Annotated in this window: 17 protein-coding genes; 11 read left to right on the top strand and 6 right to left on the bottom strand. The window is 69.4% G+C overall.

Annotated features, from left to right (window positions below; all coding sequences use genetic code 11):
* Positions 1–129: 129 nt before the first annotated feature.
* From FHW79_RS31005 to FHW79_RS30970, 8 genes are all read left to right on the top strand, one after another.
* Positions 130–1392: a GTP cyclohydrolase II gene (locus FHW79_RS31005; RefSeq protein WP_183182473.1), complete on the top strand. Its 1263-nt coding sequence runs from the start codon at positions 130–132 to the stop codon at positions 1390–1392.
* Complete coding sequence (locus FHW79_RS31000) at positions 1389–2600, top strand: URC4/urg3 family protein (RefSeq protein ID WP_211108567.1); 1212 nt, start codon at positions 1389–1391, stop codon at positions 2598–2600. The genes FHW79_RS31005 and FHW79_RS31000 overlap by 4 nt, the downstream gene beginning before the upstream one ends.
* Before the next feature lie 29 nt (positions 2601–2629).
* A complete protein-coding gene (upp, locus tag FHW79_RS30995) occupies positions 2630–3280 on the top strand; it encodes a uracil phosphoribosyltransferase (protein WP_183182472.1) in 651 nt (216 codons plus the stop codon).
* Between the two features lie 180 nt (positions 3281–3460).
* The gene (locus FHW79_RS30990) at positions 3461–4447 is read left to right on the top strand and encodes a BMP family protein (protein WP_348984323.1); all 987 of its coding nucleotides are present in this window, start codon (positions 3461–3463) and stop codon (positions 4445–4447) included.
* A gap of 196 nt (positions 4448–4643) precedes the next feature.
* Entirely contained in the window at positions 4644–6185 is a 1542-nt protein-coding gene (locus tag FHW79_RS30985) for an ABC transporter ATP-binding protein (RefSeq protein WP_183182470.1), read from the top strand.
* Positions 6175–7224: an ABC transporter permease gene (locus FHW79_RS30980; RefSeq protein ID WP_183182469.1), complete on the top strand. Its 1050-nt coding sequence runs from the start codon at positions 6175–6177 to the stop codon at positions 7222–7224. The genes FHW79_RS30985 and FHW79_RS30980 overlap by 11 nt, the downstream gene beginning before the upstream one ends.
* 5 nt (positions 7225–7229) lie before the next feature.
* The gene (locus FHW79_RS30975; RefSeq protein WP_035673431.1) at positions 7230–8153 is read left to right on the top strand and encodes an ABC transporter permease; all 924 of its coding nucleotides are present in this window, start codon (positions 7230–7232) and stop codon (positions 8151–8153) included.
* Positions 8153–9442: an amidohydrolase family protein gene (locus FHW79_RS30970; protein WP_183182468.1), complete on the top strand. Its 1290-nt coding sequence runs from the start codon at positions 8153–8155 to the stop codon at positions 9440–9442. The genes FHW79_RS30975 and FHW79_RS30970 overlap by 1 nt, the downstream gene beginning before the upstream one ends.
* 27 nt (positions 9443–9469) lie before the next feature.
* Here FHW79_RS30970 and FHW79_RS30965 read toward each other — a convergent pair whose 3' ends face one another.
* Positions 9470–11533 (bottom strand): methyl-accepting chemotaxis protein, encoded by a 2064-nt coding sequence (locus tag FHW79_RS30965; protein ID WP_183182467.1) that lies wholly within the window; start codon positions 11531–11533, stop codon positions 9470–9472.
* Positions 11534–11931: 398 nt separating this feature from the next.
* On the opposite strand from FHW79_RS30965, the gene FHW79_RS30960 reads away from it, so the two are divergent.
* Positions 11932–12360 (top strand): PAS domain S-box protein, encoded by a 429-nt coding sequence (locus FHW79_RS30960; RefSeq protein WP_014200102.1) that lies wholly within the window; start codon positions 11932–11934, stop codon positions 12358–12360.
* Positions 12361–12443: 83 nt separating this feature from the next.
* Positions 12444–13694 (top strand): formyl-CoA transferase, encoded by a 1251-nt coding sequence (frc, locus tag FHW79_RS30955; protein ID WP_014200103.1) that lies wholly within the window; start codon positions 12444–12446, stop codon positions 13692–13694.
* Between the two features lie 127 nt (positions 13695–13821).
* Here the strand turns inward: frc and FHW79_RS30950 are convergent, their stop codons facing one another.
* A complete protein-coding gene (locus FHW79_RS30950) occupies positions 13822–14082 on the bottom strand; it encodes a hypothetical protein (protein WP_014200106.1) in 261 nt (86 codons plus the stop codon).
* 97 nt (positions 14083–14179) lie between these two features.
* On the opposite strand from FHW79_RS30950, the gene soxR reads away from it, so the two are divergent.
* On the top strand, positions 14180–14641 hold the full coding sequence (gene soxR, locus FHW79_RS30945; protein ID WP_183182466.1) for a redox-sensitive transcriptional activator SoxR: 462 nt from the start codon (positions 14180–14182) through the stop codon (positions 14639–14641).
* 437 nt (positions 14642–15078) lie between these two features.
* On the opposite strand, the gene FHW79_RS30940 is transcribed toward soxR, so the two are convergent.
* The 4 genes from FHW79_RS30940 to FHW79_RS30925 all read right to left on the bottom strand — a co-directional run.
* Positions 15079–15924: an IclR family transcriptional regulator gene (locus FHW79_RS30940; protein ID WP_051140212.1), complete on the bottom strand. Its 846-nt coding sequence runs from the start codon at positions 15922–15924 to the stop codon at positions 15079–15081.
* A gap of 109 nt (positions 15925–16033) precedes the next feature.
* Positions 16034–18787: a formate dehydrogenase subunit alpha gene (fdhF, locus tag FHW79_RS30935; protein ID WP_183182465.1), complete on the bottom strand. Its 2754-nt coding sequence runs from the start codon at positions 18785–18787 to the stop codon at positions 16034–16036.
* Position 18788: 1 nt separating this feature from the next.
* Entirely contained in the window at positions 18789–20519 is a 1731-nt protein-coding gene (locus FHW79_RS30930) for an NAD(P)H-dependent oxidoreductase subunit E (RefSeq protein WP_183182464.1), read from the bottom strand.
* A gap of 118 nt (positions 20520–20637) precedes the next feature.
* Positions 20638–21438 (bottom strand): thiamine pyrophosphate-dependent enzyme (locus tag FHW79_RS30925; RefSeq protein WP_247884702.1); only part of this gene is annotated, 801 nt, incomplete at its 5' end.

Genomic DNA, 21438 nt, shown 5'->3' with positions numbered 1-21438 from the left:
TGCCCCCCGGCGGAAATGGCGGGTCGAAAACCGAACGAACGTCAGAGGTTGCGGCCATTCGATTTGGTGTTCGCAGACGCCGAAACTGTGTCACACTGCCGCATGGTGAATGGCATCGGGAGCGTCCGTATGGAAAGCCGCCGCAACCAGCCGCAACGTCACATCGTTCTCGCCTCGCACCCGACCGGCGGCGCCAAGCCGCGCTACACCCCGGTCCATTGGGGCGCCCCCACCGCCGCGGAGCGCGGTCCGGTCGTCGCATCCCTCTCCGATCCGGCGCAGCGCAACGCCATCGGCGCCCACGCCGGCAGCTACGCCGTCTACCGGGCGCTCGCCGTCGCGGCGGGGCAGCTCAGCGCCCATCACGTGCCGGACCTGACCAACACCGCCCCGGCGGAGCCCATCGGCCCGCACCCGCAATGGGGCGACCCGGAGACGATCGTCTCCATCGACCCCTTCGGCCACATGGTCAGCGAGGCCTTCGGCGATCATCTGGCGCGCGGCGTCGACGTCCGCCCGACCATCGCGGTGACCAAGGCGCGCATCAAGATGCCGGAGCTGGTGGACGCCATGCGGGCCGGGCGGCTGGCGGCGGACGGCCAGATCCTGCTGCCGAGCGGCGACGCCCGCGTGACCAAGGTCGCCATCGAGCCGGTGTGGTTCCTGCCCGGCATCGCCAAGCGCTTCGGCATCACCGAGAGCGCGCTGCGCCGCGGCCTGTTCGAGCACACCGGCAGCATGTTCCCGGAGCTGGTGACCCGCCCCGACCTGAAGGTCTTCCTGCCGCCGATCAACGGGCTGACCGTCTACATCCTGGGCGACGTGGCGGCGCTGACCGACCCGGCGCGCAAGGTCGCCTGCCGGGTCCATGACGAGTGCAACGGGTCGGACGTCTTCGGCTCCGACATCTGCACCTGCCGCCCTTACCTGACCCACGGCGTCGAGGAGTGCATCCGCACCGCCCAGGAGAACGGCGCCGGCCTGGTCATCTACAACCGCAAGGAAGGGCGTGCGCTGGGCGAGGTGACCAAATTCCTGGTCTACAACGCGCGCAAGCGCCAGCCCGGCGGCGACCGGGCCGAGGCCTATTTCGAGCGGACGGAGTGCGTGGCCGGCGTTCAGGACATGCGCTTCCAGGAGCTGATGCCCGACGTCTTCCACTGGCTGGGCGTCACCCGCATCGACCGCATGGTGTCGATGAGCAACATGAAGTCCGACGCCATCCGCCGCGCCGGCATCGAGATCGTCGAGCAGATCCCGATCCCCGAGGAGTTGATCCCCGACGACGCCAAGGTGGAGATGGACGCCAAGAAGGCCGCCGGCTACTTCACCCCCGCCGTGCCGACCGCGGAGGAGCTGACTGTCGCCAAGGGCCGGGGGCTGACCGATTGAGCGGCGTCGGCGACAATGATGTGGGGTGGCTGCTCTCCGCCGATGCGGTGCGCCAGCGCGCCCACGCGATCCTGGCGAAGGCCGAGCGCGGCGATCTCGCCCATTTCGAGTTTCGCCCGGAGCGGATGGGTGAGGCCGCCGCCCTGGTCGCCGCGGTGACGCGGGAGTCCTACCCGGACCTGGACGTCCCCTACCACAGCCGCTGGCGGCATTTCGTCGTGGAGGGCGTGGATCGCTGGAAGGCGCTGGAGGCCCGGCTGGACATCCCGGACGCCGACGAGATCGCACGCATCCGCTTCGACCTCGCGGTGACCAGCGTTCTGCTCGACGCCGGGGCCGGCGACCGCTGGCGCTACCGCGACGCGGCGGGGATCGTGCTGGCGCGCTCCGAAGGACTGGCCATCGCCAGCTTCGACCTGTTCCGCGCGGGCGGCTTCGCCAACGACCCGGTCGGGGCTTACCTGCGCGCCGACGCGGCGGCCCTCTGCGCGATGACCGAGGAAACGCTCACCCGCGGCTTCCAGGCCGGGCCTGACAACCCGCTGGTCGGGCTGGAAGGGCGTGCGGCGCTTCTCCGCCGTCTGGGAAGCGCGCTGGCCGCCGCACCCGACCTGTTCGGACGGCCGGGGCGGGTCGGCAACCTCTACGACGCGCTGAAGGCGCGGGCCGTGGACGGCACGCTTCCCGCCATCGCTATTCTCGACGCGGTGCTGCGCGGGCTGGGGCCGATCTGGCCGGGCCGGATCGAGCGCGGCGGCGTCAATCTCGGCGATACCTGGAGCCATGCGGCGGTCGGCCTCGTCCCTTTCCACAAGCTGTCGCAATGGCTCAGCTACTCGCTGGTCGAGCCGCTGGAGGGGGCGGGAATCGCCGTCACCGGGCTGGACCGGCTGACCGGCCTGCCGGAATACCGCAACGGCGGGCTGCTGGTGGACACGGGTGTGCTGGTGCCGAAGGACCCGCGCCTCCTCGCCGACGAGTTGGAGGTGGGGGACGAGGCGGTGGTGGAATGGCGCGCCCTGACCGTCGCCCTGCTCGACCGCCTCGCCGACGAGGTGCGCGCCCGGCTGGGCGTGCCCGCGCAGAGCTTTCCGCTCGCCAAGGTTCTCCAGGGCGGGACCTGGACCGCCGGCCGCCGGATCGCCCGCGAGCGCCGCCCCGGCGGCGGCCCGCCGATCCGCATCCGCAGCGACGGAACCGTCTTCTGATGTGACGCCAACCACCCGAAGGGTCGCCCATGCCCAACCCGACGCTGCCCATCCCGACGTTGACGGTCATCGACCATCCTCTGGTCCAGCACAAGCTGACCCTTCTGCGGCGGCGGGAGACCCCCACCGCCCGGTTCCACGAGGTGATGCGGGAGGTGTCGCAGCTCATGGGCTACGAGCTGACGCGCGACCTTCCCCTGGAGGACCGCCCGGTGGAGACGCCGCTGGCAACCGTCGACGCGCCGCTGCTGACCGGCAAGAAGCTGTGCCTCGTCTCCATCCTGCGGGCCGGGCAAGGGCTGCTCGACGGCATGCGCACGCTGCTGCCGTCGGCCCGCATCGGGCACATCGGCCTCTACCGCGACCAGGAAACGCTGACCCCCGTCGAGTATTTCTTCAAGGTGCCGGAGGACATCGAGGAGCGGCTGGTCATCCTGGTCGATCCCATGCTCGCCACCGGCCACACGGCGGTCGCGGCGGTGCACCGGCTGAAGGACGCGGGTGCCGCCTCGATCAAGCTGGCGGTGCTGGTGGCCGCCCCGGAGGGCTTGCGCACCTTCCACGACGCGCACCCCGACGTGCCCGTCTTCACCGCCGCGGTGGACGAGCGGCTGGACGAGAACGGCTACATCCTGCCCGGCCTGGGCGACGCGGGCGACCGGCTTTACGGCACCCGCTGAGAATCGTTGCCGCCCTTTTGGTCACATGCCACCCTGCCGACCCGTGAGAGCCGCAGCAGGGCTGACGCGCACGGAATGGCATTGCCGTTGCAACGCCTCTGCTGCATTTCTGAGCTGAAACAGCAAAGCAGACGGAGGGGGTTTTCCATGGGGAATGTGATTGGGGGGAACGTATTCGGCGTGGCGCGGCGCGCCATCCTGTGCGGTGCCGCGGCGGTCGCCGTCGCGGCGATGGCTCTGCCCGCCTGGGCCCAGTCGAAGGTCAAGGTCGCCGGCATCTACACCGTGCCGATCGAACAGCAGTGGGTCAGCCGCATCCACACCGCCCTGAAGGCCGCCGAGGCCCGCGGCGAGATCGAGTATGTCTGGGCCGAGTCGGTCGCCAACACCGATTATGAGCGCGTGATGCGCCAGTACGCCGAGGGCGGCCAGCAGCTCGTCTTCGGCGAAGTCTTCGGCGTCGAGCGCGCGGCCCGCGCCGTCGCGAAGGACTATCCCAAGACCGCCTTCGTCATGGGCTCCAGCTTCAAGCCGCAGGAACCGAACTTCTCGGTCTTCGACAACTACATCCAGGAGCCGGCCTATCTGACCGGCATGATCGCGGGTGCGGTGTCCAAGTCGAACGTCATCGGCATGGTCGGCGGCTACCCGATCCCGGAGGTCAACCGCCTGATGAACGCCTTCATGGAGGGCGCCAAGGAGGTGAACCCGAACGTGAAGTTCATGGTCAGCTTCATCGGCTCCTGGTTCGACCCGCCGAAGGCCAAGGAAGCCGCCTTCGCCATGATCGACCGCGGCGCCGACGTGATGTACGCCGAGCGCTTCGGCGTGTCCGACGCCGCCAAGGAGCGCAAGGTCCTGGCCATCGGAAACGTCATCAACACCCAGCCGCAGTATCCGGAGACCGTGGTCGCCAGCGCGCTCTGGCACATGGAGCCGTCGGTCGACCGCGCCATCGCCGCCGTGAAGGCCGGCAGCTACAAGGCCGAGGATTACGGCCCCTACAGCCAGATGGTCCACAAGGGCTCCAGCCTCGCCCCGCTCGGCACCTTCGAGGGCAAGGTTCCCGCCGAGGTGATGACCAAGGTGAAGGCCCGCGAGCAGGAGATCCTCGACGGCAAGTTCACCGTGAAGGTGAACGACAACGAGCCCAAATCGACGATGTGATCCCCTCTTTCTAATTTCAGTCCCTCTCCCGCCCCGGGAGAGGGAGGGGCCCGCGCAACGCGCGGGAGGGTGAGGGTACCGCCAAGAATCAGCGCTTTGATTCTCGCTCGACCCTCACCCGCCCGCTTCGCAGGCACCCTCTCCCGGGACGGGAGAGGGAACGTCACTTCGCCTCCCCGGCACCCCGCGGACATCCATGACATCACCCCCCATCGTCCTCCGCCTCTCCGGCATCACGAAGCGGTTCGGGCCGCTCGTCGCCAACGATTCCATCTCGCTGACGCTCCACAAGGGCGAGGTGCTGGCCCTGCTGGGCGAGAACGGCGCCGGCAAGACGACCCTGATGAACATCCTGTTCGGTCATTACGTGGCCGATGAAGGAACCATTGAGGCGTTCGGCCAGCCACTTCCCCCCGGCTCCCCACGCGCGGCGCTGGCCGCCGGGATCGGCATGGTCCACCAGCATTTCACGCTGGCCGACAACCTGTCGGTGCTCGACAACATCGCCGTGGGCACGGAGTCGCTGTGGCGCCCGCGCTCCGACCGCGCCGCCGCCAAGGCCAAGCTGCTCGACCTCGCCCGCCGCTTCGGGCTGGAGGTGCGGCCCGACGCGCTGGTCGGCGACCTGTCGGTGGGCGAGCGGCAGCGGGCCGAAATCCTGAAGGCGCTCTACCGCGACGCCCGCGTCCTGATCCTGGACGAGCCGACCGCGGTGCTGACCCCGCAGGAATCGGCCAGCCTGTTCGACACGCTGCGCCTCCTGACCGCCGATGGTCTGGCGGTGGTCTTCATCAGCCACAAGATGAACGAGGTCTTCGCGGCCAGCGACACCGTCGCCGTGCTGCGCGGCGGTCGCCTCGTCGCCACCCGCAGGACCGCCGAGACCGACCGCGAGGAGCTGGCCGAGCTGATGGTCGGCCGCGCCCTGAAGCCGCCCACCCCCACCCCGCTGGAGCCGGGTGAGCCGGTGCTGACGCTCACGGGCGTCACCGTCGCCTCCGGCCACGGGCGCCCGCTGCTCGACGGCGTGGACCTGACCGTGCGCCGCCGCCAGATCGTCGGCATCGCCGGCGTGTCGGGCAACGGCCAGACCGCGCTGGCCGAGCTGGTCAGCGGCCTGATTCACCCCGACTCCGGCACCATGGCGCTGAAGGGCGAAGCCGCCGGCAACGCCAGCCCGGCGGAGATGGTCCGGCGGGGCGTTGCCCGCATCCCGGAGGACCGCCACGCCGCCGGTCTCGTCGGCGCCATGGCGGTGTGGGAGAACCTGATCGCCGAGCGCTACCACGACCCCGCCTTCCAGCGCTTCGGCCTGATCCGTCGGGGGGCCGCCCGCGCCTACGCCGAGGAGGTGATCAAGGCGTTCGACGTGCGCTGCCCGGGACCGGACGCCCGCACGCAGCTGCTGTCCGGCGGCAACATGCAGAAGCTGATCCTGGGCCGCACCCTGGCCCACGGGCCGGACCTGATCCTGGCGAGCCAGCCGACCCGCGGCCTGGACGTGGGCGCGGTGTCCTACGTCCACGGGCGGCTGCTGGAGGCCCGCGCCGCCGGGGCCGGGGTGCTGGTGATCTCCGAGGATCTGGACGAGATCCTGGCGCTGGCCGACGGCATCGCCGTCGCCTATCACGGGCGCCTCACCCCCGTTCTGCCCCACGGCCGCGTGTCGGTCCGCCAGCTCGGCCTGCTGATGGCCGGGCATTGGGAGATTTTGCCGGAGATTGTCGATGCGGCTTGAACCGCGAGAGCATACCCCGCTGGCCGCCCGCCTGCTGGCGCCCGTGGCGGCGGTGGCGGCGGCGCTGGCGCTCTGCGCGCTGCTGGTCGCCTGGACCGGCGCGCCGGTGCTGCGCGCCTACGGCCTGCTGCTGGAGGGGGCCGCCGGCTCCCGCTTCGCCCTGACCGAGACGCTGACCCGCGCCACCCCGCTGATCCTCACCGGCCTCGCCGCCGCCGTCGCCTTCCGCGCCAAGCTGTGGAACATCGGCGCGGAGGGGCAGCTCTACATGGGCGCGCTCGCCGCCGTCGTGCTGGGTGGCGGGATGCTTGACCTGCCGGCCTGGCTGCTGCTGCCGACCGTGATGATCGCCGGGGCTGCCGCCGGGGGCGCCACGCTGCTCGGCCCCGCCGTGCTGAAGGTGCGCTTCGGCGTGGACGAGGTGGTGACGACGCTGCTGCTGAACTTCATCGTCCTGCTGCTCGTCTCCATGCTGCTGGAGGGCGCGTTGAAGGACCCCATGGGCATGGGCTGGCCGCAATCCGCCCCGGTCGTCGAGGCCGCCGAGCTGCCCAAGCTGGTCGAGCGCACGCGGCTGCACACCGGCCTGCTGGTCGCGCTGGGCCTGTCGGCCCTGCTCTGGCTGATCGACACCCGGAGCATCTGGGGCTATGAGAACCGGGCGGTCGGCGCCAACCCGCGCGCCGCGGCCTTCGCCGGCATGCCGGTGACCCGCGTCATGCTGCGCACCGCCCTGCTGTCCGGCGGGCTGGCCGGGCTGGCCGGGGTGATCGAGGTCTGCGGGCTGAAGGGCTACCTGACGCTCGACCTGTCGCCGGGCTTCGGCTACAGCGGCATCGTCGTCGCCATGCTGGCGCAGCTTCACCCCGTGGGCGTGGTCGGTGCGGCGGTCTTCATCGCCGGCATCTTCGTCGGCGCCGACGCCATGAGCCGCGCCATGCCGGTTCCCAACTACATCGCCGACGTGCTCGTCGCCACCAGCCTGCTGTGCATGCTGGTCGCCGGGCTGCTGACGCGCTACCGGCTGCGGCGGGGGTGAGCGCCATGGAGCTGTTTCAAACGATCCTCGACATCCTCGTCTCCGCCGCCTTCTGGACGGCGGTGCTGCGCATCGCCACCCCCTACATCCTCGGCACGCTGGGCGAGCTTCTGTGCGAGCGGGCGGGCGTGCTGAACCTCGGGATCGAGGGCATCATGACGATGGGCGCCATGGCCGGCTGGATGGCCGTCTACCAGGGGGCCGACCTGTGGACCGGCGTGCTGGTGGCCGCACTCTGCGGCGGGCTGATGGGGCTGCTGCACGCCACCCTGACGGTGCCACTGGGCCTGTCGCAGCATGTGGCGGGCATCGGCGTGACGCTGCTCGGCACCAGCCTGTCCTACTTCGTCTACCGCCTCGTCCTGCCGCAGGCGAGCACCCCGCCGACCATCGAGCCGTTCCAGCCGCTGGCCCTGCCCGGCGCGTTGGCCCAGACGCCGATGACCTACATGGCGCTGATCCTCGTCGCCGTGGTCGCCTACGTCCTCTACCGCACGCCGGTCGGGCTGGCGGTGCGGATGGTCGGCGAGAATCCGGCGGCGGCGGAGGCCCAGGGCCTGAGCGTCACCGCGGTGCGCATCGGCGCGGTGGTCGCGGGAAGCGCGCTGATGGCGCTGGCCGGGGCCTTCCTCACCCTGTCGGCCTTCAACGCCTTCTTCTTCAACATGGTCAACGGGCGCGGCTGGATCTGCATCGCGCTGGTCGTCTTCGCCTCCTGGCGGCCCGGCAAGGCGCTGCTGGGCGCGGTGCTGTTCGCCGCCTTCGACGCGCTGCAATTGAGGCTTCAGCAGGTGGCAGGGGGCGTCCTGCCCTACCAGCTGTTCCTGATGATGCCCTACCTGTTGAGCATCCTGGCGCTGGTGCTGGTGGCGCGCCGCGCCTCCTACCCGCGGGCGCTGATGATCCCGTACCGCAAAGGAGAACGCTGATGTTCGATCTGATCCTGCGCCGCGCCACGCTGCCCGACGGCCGCACCGGCATGGACATCGGCGTCCGCGAGGGCCGCATCGCCGCGGTGGAAAAGGATCTGCCCGGTCCCGCCGGGGAGGAGATCGACGCCACCGGCCGGCTGGTCACGCCGCCCTTCGTCGATTCGCACTTCCACATGGATTCCACGCTCAGCTACGGCCTGCCGCGGGTCAACCGCTCCGGCACGCTGCTGGAGGGCATCGCGCTGTGGGGCGAGCTGAAGCCGCAGCTCGTCCAGGACGCCATCGTCGAGCGGGCGCTGGCCTATTGCGACTGGGCGGTGGCGCGCGGCCTGCTGGCGATCCGCAGCCATGTGGACATTTGCGACCCGCGCCTGCTGGCCGTGGAATCGCTGCTGGAGGTCAAGCGGCGGGTCGCCCCCTACCTCGACCTGCAACTCGTCGCCTTCCCTCAGGACGGCGTCCTGCGCTCCCCCGGCGCCGTGGATCTGCTGAAGCGCGCGCTCGACATGGGCGTGGACGTGGTTGGCGGCATCCCGCATTTCGAGCGGACGATGGCCGACGGCGCGGCCTCCGTGAAGCTCCTCTGCGAGATCGCGGCGAAGCGCGGGCTGCTGGTGGACATGCATTGCGACGAGTCGGACGACCCGCTGTCCCGCCATGTCGAGACGCTGGCCTACGAGACGCAGCGGCTGGGGATGCAGGGCCGGGTGACCGGCTCGCACCTCACCTCCATGCATTCCATGGACAACTACTACGTCTCCAAGCTGATCCCGCTGATGGTCGAGGCCGACCTCGGCGTCATCGCCAACCCGCTTATCAACATCACGCTCCAGGGCCGCCACGACACGTATCCCAAGCGTCGCGGCATGACCCGCGTGCCGGAGCTGATGGGCGCCGGCCTGACGGTGGCGCTGGGCCACGACTGCGTGATGGACCCCTGGTACCCGCTCGGCTCCGGCGACATGCTGGAGGTCGCGCACATGGGCCTGCATGTCGGGCAGATGACCGGTTATGACGGGATGCTCGCCTGCTTCCGCGCGGTGACGGAGGCTCCGGCCCGGCTGCTGCACCTCGACGGCTACGGGCTGGAGGTGGGCTGCCACGCCGATCTGGTGGTGCTCCAGGCCGCCGACCCGGTGGAGGCGATCCGAACCCGCGCCACCCGCCTGTTCGTCCTGCGCCGTGGCGCCGTGGTCAGCCGCTGCGCCCCGGTGGAGGCCCAGCTCTCCCTGCCGGGCCGCCCGGAGTCGGTGTCCTTCACCCTGCCCACGGCGCGGGCGACGTAACGTCCGGCGCGCGGCCGCCCCCGCGGATCACGCCTTGTGAACGCCGGCGATGAAGCGGTCGATCTCGCGGGCCAGCTCCTTGGACTGACCGGCCACCCCGGCGGCGGCGGCGAGGAGCTGGTCGGCGGCGGCGCCCGTGTCACCCGCTCCGGCCCGGATCTCGCCCATGCCGCCGCTGACCTCGCGGGCGCCGTCGGCGGCCTGCAGGACGCTGCGGGCGATGTCGCGGGTGGCGGCGGACTGCTGGTCCACCGCCGCCGCGATGCCGGACGCGATGCGGCTGACCTGGGCGATGGTCTGGCTGATGCTCCGCACCGCCTCCACCGCCTCGCCCGTCGCGTCGCGGATGCCCTTGATCTGGCCGACGATGTCCTCGGTCGCGCGGGCGGTCTGGTTCGCCAGGCTCTTGACCTCTCCAGCGACCACGGCGAAGCCCTTTCCGGCCTCGCCCGCGCGGGCCGCCTCGATGGTGGCGTTGAGCGCCAGCAGGTTGGTCTGGCCGGCGATGTCGTTGATCAGCCCAACGACGGCGCCGATCCGCTCCGCGCTGTCGGCCAGCACGACGACCGCCGAGTCGGCGCGCTTCACGTCGGCCACCGCCGCCTCGGCGATGCGGGCGGACTCGCCCACCTGCTGCCCGATCTCCTCCACCGAGGCCGACAGCTCCTCGGTCGCGGCGGCGGCGGTCTGCACGTTGTCCGCGGCGGAATGGGCGGAGAGCGTCATCTGTTCCGACCGCCCATGGGTCTGCTCGGCGATGCCGGTGAGCGCGCGCGCGGTGGATTCGAGCTGCTGCGCAGCCGAGGCCAACGCCCCGGTCAGGCCGCCCGCCCGCTCCTCGAACCCGTTTTGCAGGTCGAGCAGGGCGGCGGTCCGCGCTTCCTTGGCGCGCCATTCCGCCTCCTGCTGGCGTCCCAGATCGCGGGCCTGCACCAGCCCCTGCTTGAACACCCCGACCGCGCGGGCCATGGCGCCCGCCTCGTCCTTGCGGTCGGCGCCGGGGATGGCCGCGTCCAGATCGCCCGTGGCCAGCCGGTCCATGGTGACGGTCAGCCCGGCGATCGGCCGGGCGATGCCGTCGCCCACCCGCCACGCCACCAGCCCGCCGAGCAGGATGCAGCCCGCCCCGACCAGAACGGTCAGCAGGGTCAGCCGGTTGGCGTCGGCCATCACGCTGGCCTGCGGTGCCGCGACCAGGAATGACCACGCCCCGTCCGCCCCGCTGAAGCGCACCGGCGACAAGCGCAGGTAATGGGGGGCGCCGCCGAGCGTGACAACGCCGTCGTACGACCGCCCCTCGGCGATGGCGCGCCGCGCCTCCTCCGGCAGATCGTCGGCGGGATGGGACAGGCGGCCGGCGTCGGGATGGGCCACATAGACCCCGGTGCCGGTGAGCACCGCCGCGTGGCCGTCGCCATAGGGCTTTACCCGACGGACCAGATCGGTCAGCCCGCTCAGCGTCAGGTCGACGCCGGCGACGCCGATCACCCGGTCGCCGTCCTTCACCGGTGCGGCGGCGCTGGTCATCAGCGCCTTGGTCAGGTCGTCCAGATAGGGTTCGGTCAGCACCGGCTTCCCGGCCGCGGCGGCGGCCCGATAATATTCCTTCTCCTTCACGTCGGAGAAGGGATAGCCCTCGCTGTCGTCGGCCTTGGGGCCGGGCAGCCACAGCAGGCTCATCCGCCCCGTGCCGGGCAGCCCCAGAATCTCGCCGGCGCGTTCCATCCCGGCGACTTCGCGGTCGCGCCCGTCGAACCCGTCGTCGGCCATGTCCACCCACACCCCGGCGTAGAGCGGGCCGACCGCCATCAGGCGGTTGAGGTAGCGGTTGACGGTCTCCCGGCGCGGAGCGCCGGTGGAGCGCTCCACCTCCACCAGCGCGGCGGCGGAACGGGCGTCGGCAAGGGCGGCGGAAATGTCGGCGGCGACCCGCGCGCCGTGGTGGTCGGCTGTTTCGGCCACCAGGGACGTGACCGCCCGCTCCGCGGCGTCGCGCGACAGGAACAGGGAAACGGAGGTGACCGCCGCCGCTCCCACGGCCAGGACAGCGGTCATGCCGATGATGATCTTGGTTCTGAAACGCCCCGTCATGCCCCTACCCTGTTCGAGCCGCCGCCCCGAATCAGGGACGGTCGGTCATCTTGGCACACCGAAAACCGGACGGCCACTTTTGACATACACCCCGCACACCGGTTCAACGGGGACGAGCGTGCGCCCGGCGCCCCATCCGTGCCGACCGAAACGCGCACAGCGAGGCGCCCCCTCCACTCTCCGGTTCCACTCTGCGGCATTTGCCGCGAAAGGTCCGGAGCGCGATTAGTTCGCCTAACGCACAAAAGGGCTTGCCAGGCATTTCGCATCTGGTATACGGTATCTCACATCCCATCGCGCTTCGGAAACGAAGTGCAAAACCAACGGCGCGGGCGTGTTTTGAAGAAAACATGACGGTGCCGGAAGGTTTCGGGTCCGGTGTCGGAGCGAATGCTTTCATGAGCGCAACAGTCGATTTCGCACAGCTGGTCATGGCCGCCGGGGACGCGATCGTCGTGTCCGACGCGCAGGGCGCCATCACTCTGTGGAATCCGGCGGCCGAGCGGATGTTCGGCTTCGCGGAAGGCGAAGCGCTGGGGCAATCGCTCGACATCATCATCCCGGAACGCCAGCGCCAGCGCCATTGGGACGGCTACGCCAACACCATGCGCACGGGCCAGACGCGCTACGGCAGCGACGTGCTGCGCGTCCCGGCCCTGCACAAGGACGGGCACGCCCTGTCCATCGCCTTCACGGTCGCCCTGCTGACCGCGCCGGACGGCACGGTGACCGGAATCGTCGCCATCATCCGCGACGAGAGCAGCCGCTGGGCCGAGGAGCGCAAGCTCCGCCGACGCCTGTCGGAGTTGGAGTCCGCAAGCCAGTAACCCACAACCCATCCCGCCAGTTTGTCCGTGTTGTCCAGTGCTCAACAACGGCATCGCAATAAGTGAGAGGGAGTAAACGAGCCATGAGCAAGCCGCTCGAAGGAATCAAGATCATCGACTTCACCCACGTTCAGGCTGGCCCGGCCTGCACGCAGCTCCTCGCCTGGTACGGCGCGGACGTCATCAAGGTGGAGCGGCCGGGTTCCGGCGACGTCACCCGCAACCAGCTCCGTGACATTCCCGAAGCGGACGCGCTCTACTTCACGATGCTGAACAGCAACAAGCGCTCGCTGACGCTGGACACCAAGACCCCGCAGGGCAAGGAAATCCTTGAGAAGCTGATCAAGGAGTCCGACGTCCTCGTGGAGAACTTCGGGCCGGGCGCGCTCGACCGCATGGGCTTCACCTGGGAGCGCATCAACGAGCTGAACCCGGGCATGATCGTCGCCTCGGTGAAGGGCTTCAGCGACGGTCACCATTACGAGGACCTGAAGGTCTACGAGAACGTCGCCCAGTGCGCCGGCGGTGCGGCTTCGACCACCGGTTTCTGGGATGGCCCGCCGACCGTCAGCGCCGCCGCTCTCGGCGACAGCAACACCGGCATGCACCTCGCCATCGGCATCCTGACCGCCCTCATGGGCCGTTCGAAGACCGGCAAGGGCCAGAAGGTCGCCGTGTCGATGCAGGACTCGGTGATCAACCTCTGCCGCGTCAAGCTGCGCGACCAGCAGCGCCTCGACCGCGTCGGCTACCTGGAAGAGTACCCGCAGTATCCGCACGGCGAGTTCTCCGACGTGGTTCCGCGTGGCGGCAACGCCGGTGGTGGCGGCCAGCCGGGCTGGGTGCTGAAGTGCAAGGGCGCCGAGACCGATCCGAACGCCTACATCTACTTCACCATCCAGGGCCATGCCTGGGCGCCGATTTGTAAGGCTCTCGGCAAGCCGGAGTGGATCGACGATCCGGCCTACAACACCGCTCAGGCGCGTCAGGACAAGATCTTCGACATCTTCGCCTTCATCGAAGGCTGGCTGGCCGATAAGACGAAGTACGAGGCGGTCGACATCCTGCGCAAGTTCGACATCCCGTGCGCCCCGGTGCTGACCATGAAGGAAATCGCCGAATGCCCGTCGCTCCGCAAGAGCGGCACGATCGTCGAGGTCGATCATAAGGCGCGCGGCAAGTACCTGACCGTCGGCAGCCCGATCAAGTTCTCCGACATGACCGTCGAAGTGACGGGATCGCCGCTGCTCGGCGAGCACTCCGACGAGGTTCTGGCCAGCCTCGGCTACACCCCGCAGCAGATCGCCGAGCTGCACGCCAACAAGGTTGTCTGATCGCTTCCCGACAGTCTGACGGCACACCTCGCGAAGACGGCGCCCCCAAAAGGGGCGCCGTTCCTTTTTGTGCGCCCGGCGCCCCGCTCTCTCCAGGGTCCGCTCTCTCCAGGGAGAGAGGGCGCTTTCAGCGCAGCCACTCCCTCACTTCACGGATGCGCTGGTTGCCCTCCGGCGTGCGGGCGTAGGCCTTGCCGTACTGGGTCTCGTACTCGCGCACGAAGCCCTGGCGCAGCAGCCCGTCCAGCACCGGGCGGACGATGGCCGGCTTCAGGTTCGCCGCCTTGGTGATCGTCAGGAACGAGGCCGGCAGAGCCGTCACCTCCGGCCCCGGCGTGGCGCGCAGGGTGTTGAGCGAAGTCCAGTCGACGGAGGTTGGTGAAATCATCGGCTACCCTCGATGCGGCGCGCTGTTGACTCTCTCTCGATATGACCTCAACTTCACTTGAGGTCAGGAGGTTCCGAACCCCAGGGGAGGCCCGGCGATGGCGATTATCGATCCCGCCGACATGGACAAGGACCTTTCCGTGGGCGAGGTCGCGGAACGCTCCGGTGTGGCAGTGTCCACCATCCACTTCTACGAATCAAAGGGGCTGATCGCGAGCTGGCGGAGCAGTGGCAACCAGCGCCGCTTCCCCCGCGACGTGCTCCGGCGCATCGCCATCATCAAGGTTGCCCAGCGCTTGGGCGTTCCCCTGGCGACCATCGCGCAGGCGCTGAAGACCCTGCCGGATGGCCGCACCCCCACCGCAGAGGATTGGAAACGCTTGTCCGCGGCCTGGAAAGCGGACCTGGACGAGCGCATCGCTGTGCTCACCAAGCTGCGCGACGGGCTGGAGGGGTGCATCGGCTGCGGCTGCCTGTCGCTCGGCGAATGCCCGCTGCGCAACCCCTGGGACGAACTGTCGGAGGACGGTCCCGGCCCGCGCCTGCTCGATCCGCGGTGACATCCGCGCTGTTTTGCCGCACTGCAGCATGGCCTCCCCGTCCGGCGCCGTCCCGGCAATAAAAAGGCCGTGCTGTTTCCAGCACGGCCAGTATCCGAGAGGCTCGCATAAAATGCGGAGCAACAACCCGCCCGATACAAAGGGTGATGAACCCTGTGTAAGAAGAATGATGCCCGAGTCTCCGCCATCGCGCAACAAGGAATCGTATGTTTCCACATTGCGGAAACAAAGTATTTTGCCGAAAAAAGACCGCGCCGTTGCGGGCGCGGTCAGTTTCTTCAGGGCAGCACTACGTGACAGGAAGGAAAACCGGGGTAACAGCCGCCTCGACCCAATCCGAAGGATTTGCGGATCAGGGCGGATCGCGCCTCCCGGCCGGCGCGAATTCGAATTCCGTAAGGGTGTTCCGGATCAGGCCCAGGGATCAGGCCCAGGGATCAGGTGGGGAAACGCCCGCCGATCTCGGCGGTCACCGCCGCGGCGGTGCGCTTGACCATCTCGCCGAAGGCCACGACGCGGGCGTCGTCCAGGCGCCGGTTGGTGCTCGACAGAGACAGGGCGCCGATGACACGGGCCTGCTCGTCGTAGATCGCCGCGGCGACGCAGTGCAGGCCGCTGACCCGTTCCTCCTGGTCCACGGCGTAGCCGCGGTCGCGGGTCAGGATCAGCTCCCGGTGCAGCGCCGGGATCGACGACACGGTGGTCCGGGTGAACTGGCGCATGCCGCGCTGGGTCACGATGCTCTGCACCCGCGTGTCGGGCATGCCGGCGAGCAGCGCCTTGCCCACCGCGGAACAGTGCAGCAGCGTCCGGTCGGTAACGGGCAGCGCCGCCTGGGCGACGCGCGGACCGCCGACGCGGTGCAGATAGATCGCCTCGCCGTTCTCCTCGATCGCCAGATTCACGACCTCGCTGGTCTCCTCCATCAGCCGGCGCATGCGCGGACGGGCGACGTCGAGCAGGCTGCGCGTCTTCAGGAAGCCGGTGCCGGTCATGTAGGCCTGCACCCCGACCGCCCAGCCGCGCTTGCCCTGGTCGAAGCGCACGTAACGCTCCTCCTGCAGGGTGGTCAGCAGACGGTGCGCCGTGGACGGCGAGAGATGCGCCGCTTCGGCCACCGCGGTCAGGCTCATCGGGCTGTCCGACTGGCCGAGGATGGTCATGATGCTCAGCGCCCGCGACAGCGACTGAACGAGATTGCCCTTCGCCGCACGGTCCACGGTTTCCGCGCGGCCTTCGGCCCGCGGGGCCGGGGGTGCCATCATCAGCGCTTGCGTCTTCATCGCTCCATCCCTCTCGAAATCGTCCGGCGCTGTTGCATCGCGCCGTTGCCGTCCTCGGGTGTGGCGGCCCCCGGGTTCTCCCTTGCGGGGAGCGGGGGCCGCCGGTTGGCTATGCCGCCGGCTCGATGCGGGCCGCGGCGAACTTGAACTCGGGAATCTTCCCGTAGGGGTCCAGCTTCGGGTTGGTCAGCACGTTGGCCGCCGCCTCGGCGTAGCAGAAGGGCACGAACACCAGCCCGGACGGGACGTTGTAGTCCGACCGCGCCTTCAGCTCGATGGTGCCGCGCCGGGTGGTGACCTTCATGCGGTCGCCGCCCTTGGCGCCCATCCGCCGCAGGTCCGCCGGGCTCATGTAGGCCACGGCCTCCGGCTCCAGATCATCCAGAACCTGGGCGCGCCGGGTCATCGACCCGGTGTGCCAATGCTCCAGCTGGCGCCCGGTGGTCAGGACCATCGGGAACTCGGCGTCCGGCTCCTCGGCCGGCGGGATCACGTCGGCGGGGACCAGACGCCCGCGGCCGGTGGCCGTGGGGAAGCCGTCGCCGAAGACGATCTCCTGGCCCGGATCGTCCGCGGACAGGCTGGGGTAGGTGACCGAACGCTCGCGCTCCAGCCGCTCCCAGGTGATGTTGTCGAGCGACGGCATCGCCCCCTTCATCTCCCGGAACACGTCGCGCGGATGCTCGTAGGTCCAGTCCAGACCCAGGCCGCGGGCCATGGCGTTGACGATCCACAGGTCCTGCCGGGCATCGCCCGGAGGCGGCAGGGCTTGGCGGCCGAGCTGGACCTGGCGGTTGGTGTTGGTCACCGTCCCGGTCTTCTCCGGCCAGGCCGAGGCGGGCAGAACCACGTCGGCGTATTTGGCCGTCTCGGTCAGGAACAGGTCCTGCACCACCAGATGGTCGAGCTTGGCGAGCGCGTCGCGGGCGTGCTCCACATCCGGGTCGGACATGGCCGGGTTCTCGCCCATCACGTACATGCCGTGCAGCGAGCCGGCATGGATCGCGTCCATGATCTCCACGACGGTCAGGCCACGCTTGGAGTCCAGCTTGGTGTCCCAGAAATCCTCGTAGAAGGCGTGGACCTCGGGATCGTCCACCGGGCGATAGTCCGGGAACATCATCGGGATCAGGCCGGCGTCGGAGGCGCCCTGGACGTTGTTCTGGCCGCGCAGCGGGTGCAGGCCGGTGCCGGGGCGCCCGATCTGGCCGGTGACCAGCGACAGGGCGATCAGGCAGCGCACGTTGTCGGTGCCGTGGATGTGCTGCGACACGCCCATGCCCCAGAAGATGATCGAGCCCTTGGAGGTGGCGTAGAGGCGGGCGACCTCGCGGAGCTGCTCCGCCGGGATGCCGCAGACCGGCTCCATGGCCTCCGGGGTGAACTTGGCGATGTGGGCGCGCAGTTCCTCGAAGTCCTGGGTGTGCTCCGCCACATACCGCTCGTCGTACAGCCCCTCGCTGATGATGACGTTCAGCATGGCGTTCAGCATGGGCACGTCGCGGCCGGGCTTGAACTGCATCATATGGGTGGCGTGACGCCGCAGCGTCTGGCCGCGCGGGTCCATGATGACCAGCTTGGCGCCGCGCTTGGCCGCGTTCTTGAAGAAGGTCGCGGCGACCGGGTGGTTCTCCGTCGGGTTGGAGCCGATGACGACGATCACCTCGGCGTCCTTGGCCGCCATGAAGGGAGCCGTCACCGCGCCCGACCCGATGCCTTCGATCAGCGCCGCCACCGAGGAGGCGTGGCACAGGCGGGTGCAATGGTCGACGTTGTTGGTGCCGAAGCCGACGCGCACCAGCTTCTGGAACAGGTAGGCCTCCTCGTTGGAGCCCTTGGCCGAGCCGAAGCCGGCCAGAGCCGAGCCGCCCCGCTCGTCGCGGATCTTGCGCAGGCCGGCGGTGGCGACCTCCAGGGCCTCCTCCCAGCTCGCCTCGCGGAAATGGGTCAGCGGGTTCAGCGGGTCGATGTCCACGTCGTGCTTGGACACGCCCTCCTTGCGGATCAGCGGCTTGGTCAGGCGGTGCGGGTGGTGGATGTAATCGAAGCCGAAGCGGCCCTTCACGCACAGCCGGTTCTTGTTGGCGGGACCGTCACGGCCCGTCACCGACAGCAGCTTCTCGTCCTTGATGTTGTAGGTCAGCTGGCAGCCGACGCCGCAATAGGGGCAGACACTGTCCACCTGGCGGTCCGGCGCGGCGGCGAAGACGCCGCTGTTCAGGTCCACCTGGGTCTTCGGCATCAGCGCGCCGGTCGGGCAGGCCTGGACGCACTCGCCGCAGGCGACGCAGGTGCTGTCGCCCATCGGGTCGGCGAAGTCGAAGACGATCGTCTCCTTGTGGCCGCGCAACGCCATGCCGATCACGTCGTTGACCTGGACCTCGCGGCAGGCGCGGACGCACAGGTTGCACTGGATGCAGGCGTCGAGCTGCACCGCCATGGCCGGGTGGCTGAAGTCGGGCTTCGGCGCGCATTCCCGGCTGGGGAACCGGCTGTCCGAGACCTCCAGACGGTCGGCCCAGCGCCAGAACTTGCTGTCGGGGTCGTGGGCCTCCTCCCGCTTCGGCTGGTCGGCGACCAGCATCTCGATGACCATCTTGCGGGCGAACTTGGCGTTCTCGCTGGCCGAGCGGACGCGCATGCCCGGCGTCGGGTGGCGCACGCAGGAGGCCGACATGGCGCGCTCGCCGTCGATCTCGACCATGCAGGCCCGGCAGTTGCCGTCCGCGCGGTAGCCCGGCTCGTCGGCGTAGCAGAGATGCGGGATCTCGGTGCCCAGGCGGTTGGCGACCTGCCAGATCGTCTCGCCGGCGTGGGCTTCGACGAGCTCGTCGTCGAGGTGGAACAGGATGCGGTCGCTCATATCACCGGACCTCCCCGCGCAGATCGTCGCGGAAGTGCTTCAGCGCACTCTTGAGTGGGTTCATCGCGGCCTGACCCAGGCCGCAGATCGACGCCGTGCTCATCAGCCGGGCGAGTTCCGTCAAAAGCGGCTCGTCCCACACCGGCTGCTTGATGAGCGCCACCGCCTTCTCCGTGCCGACGCGGCAGGGCGTGCACTGGCCGCAGCTCTCGTCCTCGAAGAAGTCCAGCAGGTTGCGCACGACCTTGCGCATGTCGTCCTGGTCCGACAGCACGACCACCGCGGCGGAGCCGATGAAGCAGCCGTGCTGCTCCAGCGTGCCGAAGTCCAGCGGGATGTCGTCCATGCTGGCGGGCAGGATGCCGCCCGACGCGCCGCCGGGCAGGTAGCCCTTCAGCGTGTGGCCGTCGGCCATGCCGCCGCAATACTCGTCGATCAGCTCGCGGATGGTGACGCCGGCGGGGGCCAGCTTCACGCCCGGCTCCTTGACGTGGCCGGAGACGGAGTAGCTGCGCAGGCCCTTGCGGCCGTTGCGCCCGTGGCTGCCCCACCAGTCGGCGCCCTTTTCAAGGATGTCCCTGATCCAGAACAGCGTCTCGACGTTGTTGATGAGGGTCGGACGGCCGAACAGGCCGACGACCGACGGGAAGGGCGGTTTGTGGCGCGGCAGGCCGCGCTTGCCCTCGATGCTCTCCAGCATCGCGGACTCCTCGCCGCAGATGTAGGCCCCGGCGCCGCGCCGCAGATGGATGCGGGTGTGCCCGGCGAGGCCCGCCTTCTCCACGGCGGCGATCTCATGCTCCAGCACCTCGCGGATGTGCGGGTACTCGTCGCGCAGGTAGATGTAGACATCGGTCGCCTCGACCACCCAGGCGCCGATCAGCATCCCTTCCAGGAAGCGGTGCGGATCGTTCTCCAGATAGTAGCGGTCCTTGAAGGTGCCCGGCTCGCCCTCGTCCCCGTTCACCGCCATCAGGCGGGGGCCGGGCTCGTGGCGGACGAAGCGCCACTTGCGGCCGGTGGGGAAGCCGGCGCCGCCGAGACCGCGCAGGTTGGCCCCTTCCAGCTTGCCGAGGATGTCGTCCACCGGGACGTTGCCCGTCAGACAGTCGGCGAGCAGGCGGTAGCCGCCCTCCGCCTTGTACTGCTCCAGGCTGACATAGGTGGGGAGCTGCGGGTGCGTCTCGCCGTTCTTCACGGCGGTGACCACGCTTTCGACCGTGGCGTTCTCGTGCAGGGCGTGGCCGATGGCCACCGCCGGGGCGTTGTGGCAGGCGCCCATGCAGGGGGCGCGCACCACCCGGACGTCCGGCCCCATGTCGGCGGCCTTCAGCTCGTCGAGCAGCTTCTCGCCGCCGGCCATGCAGCAGGACAAGCTGTCGCAGACCCGGACGGTCACGGGCGGAGGGGCTTCCTCCCCGTCCATCACGATGTCGAAGTGTGCGTAGAAGGACGCCACCTCGTATACCTCCACCAGGGCAAGCCGCATCTCCTGGGCGAGCGCCGCGAGGTGACGGGCATGAAGGCCATGGTAGGTGTCCTGCAACAGATGCAGATGCTCGATCAGCAGGTCCCGCTGCCGGGACCGGTCGCCGAGAAGCTCCTGCACCTCCTCCAGGGCCGCCGGATCGACTTGCCGGCCCTTCGGCTGGGGCCGGGTGTTCCGGCGCCCCGCGCCGGGATGGATGGCGCGCCGTTTTGTGTCGTCTTTGGCGACGATGGCCGTGTCCATGTCCGCCCTCCCCTCTCGTCTCAGGCTGATTCTTCGTAACGTTGGGATGTCGTGCAGTCGTTTTGGAACCGCCCCCCGATTTTTCCGGGGGGCTTTGTTTTTATAACTTAGGAAGGCGTCAGGTCTTGGGACCCTTGCGGACGGTGCTGGTGGGGTTGAGGCTGCCGATGTTGCCGCTCTCCGACCCGGCGTTGGGGTCGATCACCGCGTTGATCAGCGTCGGCCGGCCGCTGTCCATCGCCGCGCTGACCGCGCGGTACAGCTCGTCCGGCGTCGTCACGTTGACGCCCGCACCGCCGAAGGCCTCCATCATCTTGTCGTAGCGCGAGTCCGGAACGAAGACCATCGGCGACGGGTCCGACCCGCCCGTCGGGTTCACGTCCGTCCCCTTGTAGATGCCGTTGTTGTTGAACACCACGATGCACACCGGCAGGTTGTAGCGGCAGATCGTCTCCACCTCCATGCCCGAGAAGCCGAAGGCGCTGTCGCCTTCCACCGCCAGCACCGGCTTGCCTGACTCCACGGCCGCCGCCACCGCGAAGCCCATGCCGATGCCCATCACGCCCCAGGTCCCGACGTCCAGGCGCTTGCGCGGCTGGTGCATGTCGATGATCCCGCGCGCCAGGTCCAGCGTGTTGGCCCCCTCGTTCACCAGCAGAGCGTCGGGCCGCTCCTGCACCACCCGGCGCAGAGCGCCCAGAGCGCCGTGGAAGTTCATCGGCGAGGCGTTGCTCATCAGCTTGGGCGCCATCTTGGCGATGTTCGCCTCCTTGCGCGCCGACACCGCCCCCGTCCACTCCGCCGGCGGCGGCGTCCAGCCCTTGGCCATCCCGGCGGTCAGAGCCGACACGCACGACCCGATGTCGCCGACCAGCGGCGCCACGATCGCCACGTTGCTGTCCATCTCGCGCGGCTCGAT

This window comes from Azospirillum sp. OGB3, from assembly GCF_014192915.1.
In the GTDB taxonomy this organism is placed as follows: domain Bacteria; phylum Pseudomonadota; class Alphaproteobacteria; order Azospirillales; family Azospirillaceae; genus Azospirillum.
The sequence above is the reverse complement of the archived record's forward strand: the minus strand, read 5'-3'. Positions and strand labels throughout refer to the sequence as shown.